We start from the raw sequence: 12,748 nt of genomic DNA, 5'->3' as shown, positions 1-12,748 counted from the left end.
GCTATGTCAGTATAAAACAATCTTCGTAAAAAACGAACTATTTTAGCTTAAATATCAATTTTATTAAAACGACGCCATGGACTAATATATCGCTATCTATAGTCCAAGGAGGATTTATGAGAGAACTTACAATTAGGGACCTGAATGCGCTAAACATCGGTAGTAAAGGGCCAATGATATCTCTTTACCTGTCTAAAGATGTTGCCATTCTCGACCAGAAGTCGATGAAAGAGAGATGGAAAGATCTTCTTTTAAAGGCTGAGTTGTATCTCCTAAAAGACTATACGCGATCTTTTGTCGATGCATTTATGGAAAAACTTTGGAATGAAAAGTACCTGGATAAAGTTGAAGCAATGGACCGCGGAGTAGTGGTCTTTTATTCAGAAGAAGGTTTCGATGGAGACCTGGGATACATTAGAGTGCAGTCATCAATCAACGATCTCGTTGTTGTGGCCGACAGCTATCACATTAAGCCGCTGATCAGAATTAAAAACAATGTTCGTGGTTTTTTCATCGTGACGATGAGTTCACGCGCCATCAACGTGCTGATTGAAAATAGCGGTCACTTAGTAAAACTGGATTCATATAGAAATGAGCCGGGGATTGACGGAAAAAATAAAAAAGATGGCAAAGAGTTTTTCCTTAATTCTTCTCAAGAACTTAATAAGCTCTTTACAGCTTACCGCCTTCCTATTGTCCTTGCTGGTGTTAAAGACCACATCGGGCACATGAAAAAACTTCTCAACCAATCAATGCTGATGAATGAATCGATTGTCGGCAACGTTGAAAAGATGAAAGCGGCCGAATTGCAAGAGCGTGTTTATAACATTCTTACTCCTTATTATGAGCAGCAAGAACTCGGAGCTCTAACCGAGTTGGAACTGGCCATGAACAGAGACCGTGCGATTACATATCTTGAAGATATCGCTATCAGCGCGGTTTACGGTAAGATTACAAAACTGTTCGTTGTTGAAAACCGCTATGTATGGGGATCAATCAACAGACAAACTGGTGAGATTTTCATCGAACCAAAACAGATAAACTCACATGATGACGACGTTCTCGATGACTTATGTCAAATGGTGCTCGCCAAAGGTGGCGAGGTGGTTGTAGTAAAAGAAATCAACCATTTTAAAGGACATTACGCTGTAGCGATTGTCACTGACCGTTCACACCTATATGATGGTGCATACGATTCGGGAGACATTCAGGCTTCAGGATTATAAATAGGCTTTTCTAAAAATAGGCGTTTCTAGGAGTAAAAGAGAATGTTTGCAGTTCACTCGGTATGGGAATGGTTGGCGTTTGCCGGGATTATCACCTTCATGTTAGTGCTCGACTTGGGGGTATTTCACAAAAAATCGCATAAGGTTTCAATCAAAGAATCCTTGGCATGGACGGCCGTATGGATCTGTCTTGCGATGATGTTCAATGCTTGGGTTTATCACAAGATGGGGCAACAAAAAGGTCTGGAGTTCTTGACTGGGTATGTAATCGAGAAATCTCTGAGTGTGGATAATATTTTTGTTATCTCGCTTATCTTCTCATACTTCCGCGTTCCAGCTCAGTTCCAACACAGGGTTTTATTCTGGGGTGTACTAGGAGCGTTGCTCTTTAGAATTATTTTTATTTTCGCCGGCGTGGCCTTAATCCAAAAATTCAACTGGATGATTTATATCTTCGGTGGATTCCTGGTGTTCACAGGTCTTAAGATGCTTCGTGAAGAAGAAAAGCACATTGAGATTGAAGCCAATCCAATGATCAAGTTCGTAAAAAGATTTTGGAAGATCTCTCCGCATTTTGATGGGGAGCATTTCAGGACAACTCATAATGGGATGAGAATGTTCACTCCATTATTTCTTGTTCTCGTCATGATTGAAACTACCGACATTATCTTTGCGGTAGACTCGATTCCGGCGATCTTAGCGATTACGCCAGACCCATATATCGTTTTCACATCTAACGTGTTTGCGATCCTTGGTCTTCGTTCGCTTTACTTTGCACTTAATGGCATCATGGAGATGTTCGAATACATCAACTATGCATTAGCCGGAATCCTGGCTTTCGTAGGGGTGAAGATGATCATCTCGTCTTGGTACCACGTTCCAACCATTGTATCGATTGGGGTTATCTTTACGTTGCTTATTACTTCAATTGTCGCTTCAATCTACTTTCCAAAGAAAAACAAGAAGCTACCAAAAGCTCCGGTATAATTTACCGGAGCTTCTCAATTACGCCGGGTTTGTTTAGAATGAACTCTTCAAACCCGGAGGAATTGTGAAAAGAGCTCTACCATTATTGTTCGTTTTTTTACTCTCAACTTACTCTGGCAGTGCTTACTCACAAATCAATCTCAACATTAAAATCAATCAGGTTGTTGGCTCAAAGACTGTCGAAATCGTAAAGACTATAACTGGCAACTATAACCAAGATATCGTTATCGCTTCTGAAGGTTTAAAAAATAAAATCGTTTTTAGCCTGAGAAAATTTAAAAACATTTTAGTTAATGGCAACAAGATTAATCCTGTGCAAATTGATATGAAGATGGTGGATGAGGCGAGAAAAGTGATTGGTAAACCTCAGACTATTACATCTTTTTACAATAAGACGGCAGAGTTCAATGCCTCTGATCTCAATGTAAAAGTTAATTTTGAAGAAATTTAAGCGATCAATTTTTTTAAGAACGTTTCAAAGCGGTCTAAGAAATTGAAGTCCAGGCGCTCGGCCTTATTCTTACAAATCTTAATTGAAAGACATTCTTCCTCGCGGGCGATTTCATCCAAGAAATCCATCATGACTTTATAGCCTTTGATGTTCTTTTGATGCATCTCCTGGATTTCGAGAATGCGTCCAAGGTGAGGGCATGGCGTGATTTTATAGCTGATCGTTCCTACACATTCATCATCTTGAAAAGCGCCAATTAGTTTTAAGCGTTGTGGGTTTCTGAATGAGTCGTGTTTGAGAGTGTACTCATAGAAAGAAAGCGGATATTCTCTTTGGTCGAGAATACGAAATGCCTTCTCAAAGTCTTCCTTGACAGTGATTAAACGTATATCCATATAACTTCATCCTAAGATATGCCGCAAAATTTACAAGCAAAATTATACGAAACGAATTGGTCGGGAATCCTTAAACTACCTTAAGTTCTTTAGAAGGCGTGGCCGGCATGGCCTTTTGTAATTTGCGGATAGAGTTAATTATCTCAATCATGCTATCAGTTGAGCGTTTCATTCGGTCTAACGTTGTGCTGAATTCTGGAGCGCGGTCTTGAAGAGATTCGATCGTCATCGAAAGAATCTGCAGAGGGCTTGCGAGGTCATGGGAAAACTTCTTAAGGTTAGAGCTATTTTCAGCCTGTAAATTAGCAATAATCCCTTCATATTTTCTAATTAATGCTCGGGCCGAGTCGAGTTCGCGTTGTAACTCTCGGTTTTTTTCAGTCAGGCTACTTTTAGAGATTAGATTTTCTTCTGTGCTCATTTGCTCATTTTACAATGAGGATGGAAATTATGCGCTCGGGTAAGAAATACCACGTCACAGATATCTGAGTTGCCTAGGAAAAAGTACATTTTTCATTGGTAAATCCATTGTGATTAAGCATAAAATTTTCTTCTTTATATTTGCTTTTATTTAATAAATTAACCTAATAAAGGACACAGGTATGAGCGTTAAGATATCAGCACAAGTTATTAATTGCCAAAATTTTATCGATGGGCAATTTCAAAATGGAAAGGGCGAAAAAGTTGAAGTGACTAGCCCGTACAATGGAAAAAAAATTGGCGAGTTCATGAGCGCCACCAAATCAGAAGTCGACGCTGCAGTTGAGTCTGCTCACAAAGCGCAAACGATTTGGGCAGATATTCCGATGAAAGAGCGCACGAAAGTGATGTTCAATTTCAGAAACATCTTAATGCGCGATCTGGAAGAAATCTCCCACTTAAAAAGTTCAGAGTCTGGAAAATGTTTTGAAGAAGGAAAGGCAGGTCTTCTAAAAGGGATTGAAGTTTTAGAATTCGCAATCGCTCTTCAAAATATGGACCTCGGTGGACGTGTAGAAGTGTCTCGTGGTGTAAGCTGCGAGTACCGTCGCGAGCCGGTTGGAGTTGTCGCTAACATTACTCCGTTTAACTTCCCGGCCATGGTTCCAATGTGGACAATTCCTATTGCTCTTACACTAGGAAATGCTTACATCTGGAAGCCGTCAGAAAAAACTCCATTAACATCACTAAAAATTGCAGCAGCTCTAAAAGAAGCTGGTCTTCCAGATGGATTGTTCCAGGTGCTTCAAGGTGGACGTGAAACGGTTGAGGCGATTATTGATCACAAACACGTTAAAGCTGTAGGTTTTGTTGGTTCAACTAAGATTGCTAAGATGGTGTACGACAGAGGAACAGCATTAGGTAAACGTGTTCTTGCTCTTGGAGGAGCAAAAAACCATATCGTGCTTCTTCCAGACGCTAACCCTGAACTAGCTGGTGTTGGTATCAGCGATTCATTCACAGGGTGTGCGGGACAACGTTGTATGGCCGCTTCAGTTTTACTAGCTGTGGGTGAGGTTGATGCTCATATTAAAAAAATTATTGAAAGAGCAAGCTCACTGACTCTTGGAAAAGATATGGGAGCGATCATTACAAAAACTCAAGTTGAGTTTTTAAGAAATGCGATTGACCGCGCTGAAAAGGCGGGAGCAAAAGTTCTTCTTGATGGAAGAAAGGCAAAAGCTCCAGCGGGTATGGAAGAAGGAAACTGGATTGGACCAACGATCTTAGATAACATTCAACCGGGAAGCGAAGCTGCTCAAGTGGAGCTTTTTGGACCAGTTATTAGTATCATCAGATGTCAGGATATCACCCACGCAATGAAAATTGAAAACAGCGTAGACTACGGTAATGCTTGTTCTGTTTTCACTCAGAGTGGAGCACTGGCCGAGAAAGTCATTAAGATGGCAAGCACGGGAATGGTGGGAGTGAATGTTGGAGTTCCTGTCCCACGCGAACCGTTCTCTTTTGGTGGCATTAATGCTTCGAAGTTTGGCCATGGTGATATTACAGGACATCACTCGCTTGATTTCTGGAGCAATATTAAGAAAGTAACAATTAAATGGGAAAAACAAAACGACAACAACTGGATGTCGTAAACGAGGCAGTATTTATGGAAAATATGAGCGAAAAAAAGTTTAAAAGATCAGCGCATGTTGTTTTAACGTCTCACTCAAAGCAGCTTTATAAAAGCAGCTTAAAAATCAACTGGGGTGCTAAAACTCCAAAAGAAAGAGGACCAGTGATTGGTTCTCTTACAGACATTAAAGAAAGAAATGCAATTGGAACTCACAGCGGAAGTTATTCTGTTTATCGTGCGCTTTCAATTGCTCAAGGTTCTTATAAAACAGACCACCGTCCAGACTTACACAATACAGAGTCGCCGGTAAAGATCGGGCCGTACGCTTCATGGTTTGACCCTGAAAAAATGGTTTCGATTGATCCATGGGGATTAGATGTTCAGTTGAACTTCAAAGAACTTTATGATCAAGGTTACGATATTCGTCCTACGATTTCTGTCACTCAAGCTCATTTACAACTTCCAGAAATCCACGATGCGATTAAAGCAGGAAGACTAAAAGTTGACGGCAAAATCGTAAAAGAAAACATGGATATCAAAGTAACAAAAGTGGCCCTTGAGCCAGTTTGGTATCTTCCTGGGATTGCAAAGCGCCTTGGGGTTGAAGAAGGTGAACTAAGAAAAATTCTTTTCCAGGAAACTGGAGGAATGTTCCCAGAGCTTGTGACTCGACCAGATTTAAAAGTGATGCTTCCACCGATTGGAAGTACGACTGTTTATATTTTTGGAAATCCTGCAGACCTTGCTGATTCAAAAGTAGAACTTACTTGCCGCGTACACGATGAGTGTAACGGATCAGACGTATTTGGCTCAGATATCTGTACGTGTAGACCATACCTGATTTACGGAATCGAAGACGCTGCTCGCACAGCTCAAAGAGGCGGCGTCGGTATCATCGCTTACTACAGAAAAGAAGGACGTGCCCTGGGTGAAGTAACCAAGTTCCTTGTTTACAATGCTCGTAAACGTCAGGAAGGAGGGGACTCTGCGGCGACTTATTTCCGTCGTACAGAATGTGTGGCCGGTGTTGAAGATGCACGCTTTCAGGAGTTGATGCCAGACATTCTTCAATTTTTTGGAATTACAAAAATCCATAACCTGCACTCAATGAGTAACATGAAATACAACGCTATCGTAAAAAGTGGTATTGAGGTTGTGAATAGAATTCAGATTCCTGCTGAGCTAATCCCTGCGGATGCTCAGGTAGAAATCGAAGCGAAAAAAGCTGCCGGTTACTTCACTCCTGGTGAAGTTAAAAAAGGTGATGCGCTAGAAAAAGTTAAAGGGAGACCGATCGATGAGTAATACTGAAAAAGACCTGGATTTTCTTTTGTCGCCAGGTGCGATCAGAAGAAGTGCTGAGAGCATACTTGAATTAACCCAGGCAGGGAAAACCCATTTTAACTACCACCCGGAAAAATTAAACGAAGTGGTGGATTACGTAGTTCAGGTGATTAATGAAAATTACCCTGATCACAATATTCCTTTTCATTCACGTTGGGGGCATTTTAAAGTCGGTGGCATCAACCGCGCTGAAGCGCTTAATGCGAAAATCAGCAATAGAGATGCAATGGAGCAGGCGAGAATTAAACTCGACCTGGTGATCACATCTGTACTTCTCGATGCTGGTGCCGGAAATATCTGGGCCTATAATGAAAAATCGACAGGAAAAATTTTTAATCGTTCTGAAGGTCTGGGAGTCGCAAGCTTCTACCTTTTCATGGAAGGTGCTCTTTCTGAAGATGGTTCCTTAAAAGCGACAGCAACAGGACTGCAAAACCTTACGGCCGAAAAATTAAAAACAGCTTTTCAGGTAACGGAATCAAATCCTCTTATTGGAGTTGAAGGACGCTTAGGCCTGCTTAAGAATCTTGGTAAAACAGTTGCTGATAAACGCGAGATTTTCCCTCTGGGAAGACCGGGAAGCATTGTGGATTATCTCGATACCCGTTATGAGAAAAATATCACAGGGCCACAGCTTCTAAGAGCAGTGCTTGATGGGTTGGGAGAAATCTGGCCGGGAAGATTAAAAGTTGATGGTGTAAACCTTGGTGATGCCTGGTCATATTCAAAAGTTCCAGGAGGCCTTGCGGTTTTCCATAAACTTTCTCAATGGATGACTTACTCTCTGATTGAGCCGCTTATTGAAGCAGGTTTTACGGTGACAGATGTAGATAAGCTGACTGGCTTAGCTGAATACAGAAACGGTGGACTCTTAGTTGACCGCGAACTGATTACTCTAAGAGATAAAAAATTAATGGAAGCTAGCCATAGACCGGATTCAGAACTCATCATTGAATGGCGTGGGCTAACCGTGGCCCTGCTTGATCGCATTGGGTCTGAAGTGCAGAAGAAGCTTGGAAAATCTTCAAGTGAATTCCCGCTGGCAAAAGTTCTTGAAGGTGGGACATGGTGGGCCGGAAGAAAGGCAGCGAAAGCAAAAAGACCTGACAGTTCTCCTCCATTAAAGATTGAGAGTGATGGAACAGTTTTTTAATTAAGTTTAATTTATTTAAGGAAATATTATGGGCCAGAAAATTACGATCATTAAGCACCCACTGTTAAGACATAAGCTAGGGCACTTGCGTGATAAAAACACGAACTCGAATGACTTCCGTGAGATCACCAAAGAAATCTCGAAGATTTTAGCGTATGAGGCAATGAGAGAATGGGACCAGATGGAGCCAGTGGCCATCGAAACTCCGATTGCTAAGACGACAATTGAAAGAATGATTAACCCACCAGTAGTTGTTTCTATCCTTCGCGCCGGAAACGGGATGCTGGATGCGGTATTGTCGATGTTACCGATCGCCAGCGCTGGATTTATCGGGATCTATCGCGATAAATTTATTCACAATACGGTTGAGTATTATTTCAAAATGCCGGAAAATATCAAAGGCAAAGAAATTCTTCTGTGCGATCCGCTTGTGGCGACATCAGATACGATTGTGGCAGCGATTGACCGCTTAAAACAATATGAGGTCGGCAAGATTAAAGTTCTTTGTTTAATTGCTTCGAAAATTGGTCTGGAAAAACTTCACTTTTTCCACCCAGACGTCGAAGTGTTCACATTGAATGTAGAAGAAGAGATTAACGAAGTTGGTTACCTTGTTCCAGGACTTGGGGATGCGGGAGACCGCCTTTTCCAGACTAAATAGGAAAATTGCATGGTTACTCCATACATTATCGGTGTTGCAGGTGGAAGCGGATCTGGGAAAACTTATTTTGCCAGAGAGCTACAGAAAATTCTTGGCGATGAGAGATGTTCGATTCTTTATCAGGACAACTATTACATTGACCAGTCTGCAAAATTCGACGGTGATGGTGGATCAGTAAACTTCGATCATCCAAGCAGTCTTGATTTTGATCTTTTGGCAGTAGGTCTTCGCGATTTAAAGCAAGGCAAAAGCATCAAAGTTCCTCTCTACGACTTTGCTACTCACACTAGAAAAATTGAAACAATTGAATGCCATCCAAAGAAAATTATTCTAGTGGATGGCATTCTGATTTTAGACTCAAGTGTTGTCCGCGCAGCTCTTGATGAAGCCGTCTTCTTCGACACACCGGAAGAGCTGCGCTTTAAAAGAAGACTGGACAGAGATGTCCATGAACGCGGAAGAACGCCTGAAGGAGTCAAAAAGCAATTTGACTTGCAGGTAAAACCAATGCACAACCAGTTTGTTGAACCATCAAAAATCTTTGCTCAAACCATTGTCAAAGATTTTGGTGATTATCACGAAGCGATAGAATTCTTTACCAGAAAACTGACTTAAACTTTTTTGGAAAATTAGTCATGAAAAAATTTTTGATTCTCCTGGCGGGATTGTTATTAATTAACACCAGCGTCTTTGCGTCTACACACATTCTTTTTTTGGGCGATTCTCTTTCTGAAGGCTACGGGCTGGATGAAGAGCAGTCCTTTCCTCGTTTAGTGGAAAAAAACCTGAAAGAGAAAAAACACGATGTCGTTGTCACTAACGGCGGAGTGAGCGGTTCAACTTCGGCAAGCGGAGTAACCAGGCTAAAGTGGCACTTAAAAAAGAAAACTGACATCCTGGTTTTAGAACTTGGGGCCAACGATGGTCTACGTGGGTTAAAACTTGCTGAAACTCAGAAGAATCTTTTAGCAATTATTAAACTTGCTAAAGAGAAAAAGGTGAAAGTTTTATTGCTAGGACTTTTAATGCCTCCTAACTACGGTAAGCAGTATGTGGCCGAGTTCGAAGCTATGTATAAAAAAATTGCGAACACTGAAAAAGTCGCTTTCCTTCCTTTCGTTCTAAATGACGTAGCGGGGAAGTCTGATCTTAATTTACCTGACGGTATTCACCCGAATGCCAAAGGACATGTCCTGGTGGCCAAAACTGTAACTGATTTTGTGGAAAAAAACTTATGAGAATTGAAGTCAAAAACTTAAACAAACATTTTGAACAGGGAAAAAACACGATTCACGTTTTAAATGACGTTACCCTGGATATTAAAAGCGGCGAGATTATCGCTCTTCTAGGTAAATCGGGAAGTGGGAAGACTACGATGCTTTCACTACTGGCCGGTCTTGATCGCCCGGATCATGGAAGTATTTCTGTTGACGGAACTGACCTGACAAAATTATCAGAAGAAGAGCTCTGCAAGTTTAGAGCAGAGAAGTTGGGAATTGTTTTCCAACAGTTTCATCTGATTCCTCATTTAACAGCTTTGGAAAATGTTCTGTTGTCGTTTGAGATTAACGGTAAAGAAGATAAAGAAACAGCGATGAAGTGGTTGGATATGGTTGGCCTAAGAGAGCGCGCGAATCATTACCCTTCAATGCTGTCTGGTGGAGAGCAGCAGCGCGTGGCGATTGCCCGAGCTCTTTCTTTTGGGCCGCCTTTATTATTGGCAGATGAGCCGACAGGAAATCTGGATACTGAAACTGGCAAACATGTTATCGAAATTCTTTTTAATATGGTCCGTGAAAAAAAGACCACAATGATTCTTGTCACTCATGATGAGGAACTGGCCAGTAAGGCAGACCGTATCGTGCGTCTGATTGGTGGAAAATGTCATTTATAAAATTTTTCTGGAAAGACTTCAGGTTTGATAAATCATTTAACTGGTTTTATGTTCTCTGCGCTTCTTTGGGGATTATTGGTCTTTTATTAGTGGAGTCCTTTAGGGTTGGTATCGAAGATAAAGTCGCTAAAAATGCTAAAAACTTTATTGCTTCAGATCTTTCCATTTCAACCAGACGTGCGCTTGATGAAAGTGAAATCAAAAAAATTGAAAACTACCTAAGTGAAAAGAAATTCACTTATGCCAAATGGACAGAAACGTACTCGCTTGTGATGAAAGTGACTTCGGGTAAAGAAGGTGAGCCTTTATCAAAGCTTGCGGATTTAAATTTCGTCACACCTGAATTTCCTTTTTATGGAGGTGTGGTTCTTGAAGATGGCGGGCGCAAAGGCCCGGGGGACTGGGGAAATATCCATGAAAGTCCCATCCTATGGATGAGCCGCGATCTTTCGTGGGAGCTGGGAATTAAGGTTGGCGATAAGGTAAAAGTAGGAGAAGCGATCTTTACTGTTGGTGGAATCATTCTGCAGGATCAATTCTCTTCTTTTAGAGGATTTAACTTAGCTCCTAAGATTTTTCTTTCTTACAACTTCCTTCCACAAACTGACTTAATTAAATTTGGTTCAACTGCAACTTACAGTTACTCGATTAAGCTTCCGCCAGAAATCAAAAACAAAATTATCCAAAAAGAACTGCGCAGTCTGATTATTGATAAAGCGGTGAAGATTGCAGGCCCTGAAGAGTCGAGTCAGCAGATCTCTCGCTCACTCAATCTTCTGACGGATTACCTGAGTTTAATTACACTCATGACTTATTTACTAAGTCTTGTCGGTCTTTATTATTTTACCCAGCACTTTCTTTCAAAGAAACTTAGAACATTTTCTATTTATAAAGCGATGGGAATCAGAACGACGTTTCTTTTTAAAGTAAACTTCGTTCACTTAGTTTTACTCACGTTGATTGCGGTTCTCATCTCAACGACTATTGTCGTTTCTGCTCTACCATTTACTGAAGGCTATTTTAGTAAGCTTGTAGGAGAAGAACTCATCTTTAGACTCAATGGCCTTGCTCTGTTGCGTATTCTTTCTCTTTCTTTAGGAGGAAGCATGCTGGCGCTGGGGCCTCTTTTCTGGGGCGCTTTGCAGACTCCGGTCGCTACGATCTTTCAAGACTTACCGGCAGAACTTAAGCGCATCAAGTTTTATTACTTTCTTCCACTTTTAGTTTACGTGATTGTCCTGGCGATTGTTTTAGCTAACTCGATTAAGGTAGGATCACTTTTCCTTGGTGGATTATTGGTGATTATCTCTTTGGCCGGAGTTTGTTTTAAGGGAATCACAACTTTTTTAGACAGAACATCTGGAAAAATGACGTTTGTTAATCGTCATGCTTCGAGAACTGTGAGCCGTTATTTCACTTCATCGTTCACCATTTTTATTTGTTTACTTGTGGGGATGACGTTAACGACCTTCATTTTTCAATTAGAAAGCTCTCTAAGAGAGGAATTCACTCAAACTTATGGAGACAGAAGACCAGATCTTTTTATGTTTGATCTTCAAGACACTCAGGCCGAAGAGTTTGATCGGCTGACAAAATCAGAAGGCTGGAACCGCACTATGTTTGCCCCGATGATTAGAGGGCGCTTACTAAAACTTAACGGGGTGGCCACACAAAAAAGAGAAGAGCCTGGTACAAGTGATCCAAGTTTCCAGACGAGAGAAGAAGAAAACTCAGAGCGCGTGAGAAACCGCGGCGTGAATTTAAGTTTTCGCTCTCATTTGTCGTGGTCGGAGACATTGGTCGAAGGAAAATTTAACGGCGAGAAATGCGATGTAGAGAAAGGTCCATGTGAAATTTCTCTTGAGCGCTCTTATGCGAGAAGATTAGGAGCTGAAATCGGAGACAAGCTGGTATTTGATATCAGCGGGATTGAAGTTGAAGGCGTGGTGACAAGCTTCCGTACTGTAAAGTGGACGAGTTTTGAGCCGAACTTCTTCATTCTGTTCCAACCGGGAGTCCTGGAAGAAGCCCCAAAAACGTACTTAGCTTCTATTAAAGTGAAGTCATTTGAAGAGAAAAGAAAAGTATTCGCAAAGATGGCCGAGACTTTCCCAAGTGTGTCGATGCTGGAAGTTTCAGAGTTAGTGAGAAAGATTACGACCATCTTTGATTTAATGGCGATTGCCATTAAGTTTATTTCATTCTTATCGCTGTTTGTGGCCTTCGTTGTCCTGGTGGCGGTGAGTTTTAACCACCTGGAGCTAAGAAAGCGTGAAATGAGTCTTTTTTATATGCTTGGACTTAAGACAGAAACAATTAAGCAGATTTACTCAAGAGAGTTTTCGTTTTTAACAGGTTTCTGTTTTATCCTCTCTGTGCTTTTTGGTTCAGGGTTGACGTTTGTGATTATGAAAAATGTCTTTAATTCAGAAGTGATCCTGAGACTTGGATTTGTTGTACCTGTAATGGCAGCGCTCTCAATTCTTCTACTGGTGATTGTTAGTTTAAGAGTTAATAAACTCGTGAAGAGTAAAAGTTTATTTTAGGTCTGTGATCTTGAGGCTTCGCGAATTTCAGG

General features: G+C 41.2%; 13 protein-coding genes. 11 read left to right on the top strand and 2 right to left on the bottom strand.

Annotated elements, in window-relative coordinates; genetic code table 11:
* The first annotated feature begins 116 nt into the window (after nucleotides 1–116).
* The 3 genes from ACN20O_RS06080 to ACN20O_RS06070 all read left to right on the top strand — a co-directional run bounded on the left by ACN20O_RS06080 (nucleotide 117) and on the right by ACN20O_RS06070 (nucleotide 2,664).
* Entirely contained in the window at nucleotides 117–1,226 is a 1,110-nt protein-coding gene (locus tag ACN20O_RS06080; protein ID WP_491638186.1) for a baeRF3 domain-containing protein, read from the top strand.
* A gap of 42 nt (nucleotides 1,227–1,268) precedes the next feature.
* On the top strand, nucleotides 1,269–2,213 hold the full coding sequence (locus ACN20O_RS06075; protein WP_491638184.1) for a TerC family protein: 945 nt from the start codon (nucleotides 1,269–1,271) through the stop codon (nucleotides 2,211–2,213).
* Nucleotides 2,214–2,277: 64 nt separating this feature from the next.
* Entirely contained in the window at nucleotides 2,278–2,664 is a 387-nt protein-coding gene (locus ACN20O_RS06070) for a hypothetical protein (protein WP_491638182.1), read from the top strand.
* On the opposite strand, the gene ACN20O_RS06065 is transcribed toward ACN20O_RS06070, so the two are convergent.
* A complete protein-coding gene (locus ACN20O_RS06065) occupies nucleotides 2,661–3,059 on the bottom strand; it encodes a hypothetical protein (RefSeq protein ID WP_491638180.1) in 399 nt (132 codons plus the stop codon). The two genes, ACN20O_RS06070 and ACN20O_RS06065, sit on opposite strands and share 4 nt — an antisense overlap.
* 70 nt (nucleotides 3,060–3,129) lie before the next feature.
* Nucleotides 3,130–3,480 (bottom strand): histidine kinase dimerization/phospho-acceptor domain-containing protein, encoded by a 351-nt coding sequence (locus tag ACN20O_RS06060; RefSeq protein ID WP_491638178.1) that lies wholly within the window; start codon nucleotides 3,478–3,480, stop codon nucleotides 3,130–3,132.
* Between the two features lie 181 nt (nucleotides 3,481–3,661).
* Between ACN20O_RS06060 and mmsA the strand changes: the two genes are divergently transcribed.
* Genes mmsA through ACN20O_RS06020 form a run of 8 tightly spaced genes read left to right on the top strand, consistent with a single transcriptional unit; the run spans nucleotide 3,662 to nucleotide 12,716 of the window.
* On the top strand, nucleotides 3,662–5,137 hold the full coding sequence (gene mmsA / locus ACN20O_RS06055; RefSeq protein WP_491638176.1) for a CoA-acylating methylmalonate-semialdehyde dehydrogenase: 1,476 nt from the start codon (nucleotides 3,662–3,664) through the stop codon (nucleotides 5,135–5,137).
* Nucleotides 5,138–5,160: 23 nt separating this feature from the next.
* Nucleotides 5,161–6,423 (top strand): GTP cyclohydrolase II, encoded by a 1,263-nt coding sequence (locus ACN20O_RS06050; RefSeq protein WP_491638174.1) that lies wholly within the window; start codon nucleotides 5,161–5,163, stop codon nucleotides 6,421–6,423.
* On the top strand, nucleotides 6,416–7,615 hold the full coding sequence (locus tag ACN20O_RS06045) for a URC4/urg3 family protein (RefSeq protein WP_491638172.1): 1,200 nt from the start codon (nucleotides 6,416–6,418) through the stop codon (nucleotides 7,613–7,615). The genes ACN20O_RS06050 and ACN20O_RS06045 overlap by 8 nt, the downstream gene beginning before the upstream one ends.
* Before the next feature lie 28 nt (nucleotides 7,616–7,643).
* Nucleotides 7,644–8,276 carry a uracil phosphoribosyltransferase gene (upp, locus tag ACN20O_RS06040; protein WP_102245023.1) on the top strand — a complete coding sequence of 211 codons (633 nt, stop codon included), beginning with the start codon at nucleotides 7,644–7,646 and terminating at the stop codon, nucleotides 8,274–8,276.
* 9 nt (nucleotides 8,277–8,285) lie between these two features.
* Nucleotides 8,286–8,891, top strand: coding sequence for a uridine kinase (gene udk, locus ACN20O_RS06035; protein WP_491638170.1), 606 nt, complete (start codon nucleotides 8,286–8,288; stop codon nucleotides 8,889–8,891).
* A gap of 20 nt (nucleotides 8,892–8,911) precedes the next feature.
* Nucleotides 8,912–9,514: an arylesterase gene (locus ACN20O_RS06030; RefSeq protein ID WP_491638168.1), complete on the top strand. Its 603-nt coding sequence runs from the start codon at nucleotides 8,912–8,914 to the stop codon at nucleotides 9,512–9,514.
* Nucleotides 9,511–10,170 (top strand): ABC transporter ATP-binding protein, encoded by a 660-nt coding sequence (locus ACN20O_RS06025; protein ID WP_102245020.1) that lies wholly within the window; start codon nucleotides 9,511–9,513, stop codon nucleotides 10,168–10,170. Before ACN20O_RS06030 ends, ACN20O_RS06025 begins: the two co-directional genes overlap by 4 nt.
* Entirely contained in the window at nucleotides 10,158–12,716 is a 2,559-nt protein-coding gene (locus tag ACN20O_RS06020; protein WP_491638165.1) for an ABC transporter permease, read from the top strand. Before ACN20O_RS06025 ends, ACN20O_RS06020 begins: the two co-directional genes overlap by 13 nt.
* The last annotated feature ends 32 nt before the right edge of the window (nucleotides 12,717–12,748 follow it).

Source organism: Bacteriovorax sp. As-1, assembly GCF_058446905.1.
Note: the sequence above shows the minus strand (reverse complement) of the source record. Positions and strands in the feature narration are given on the sequence as shown.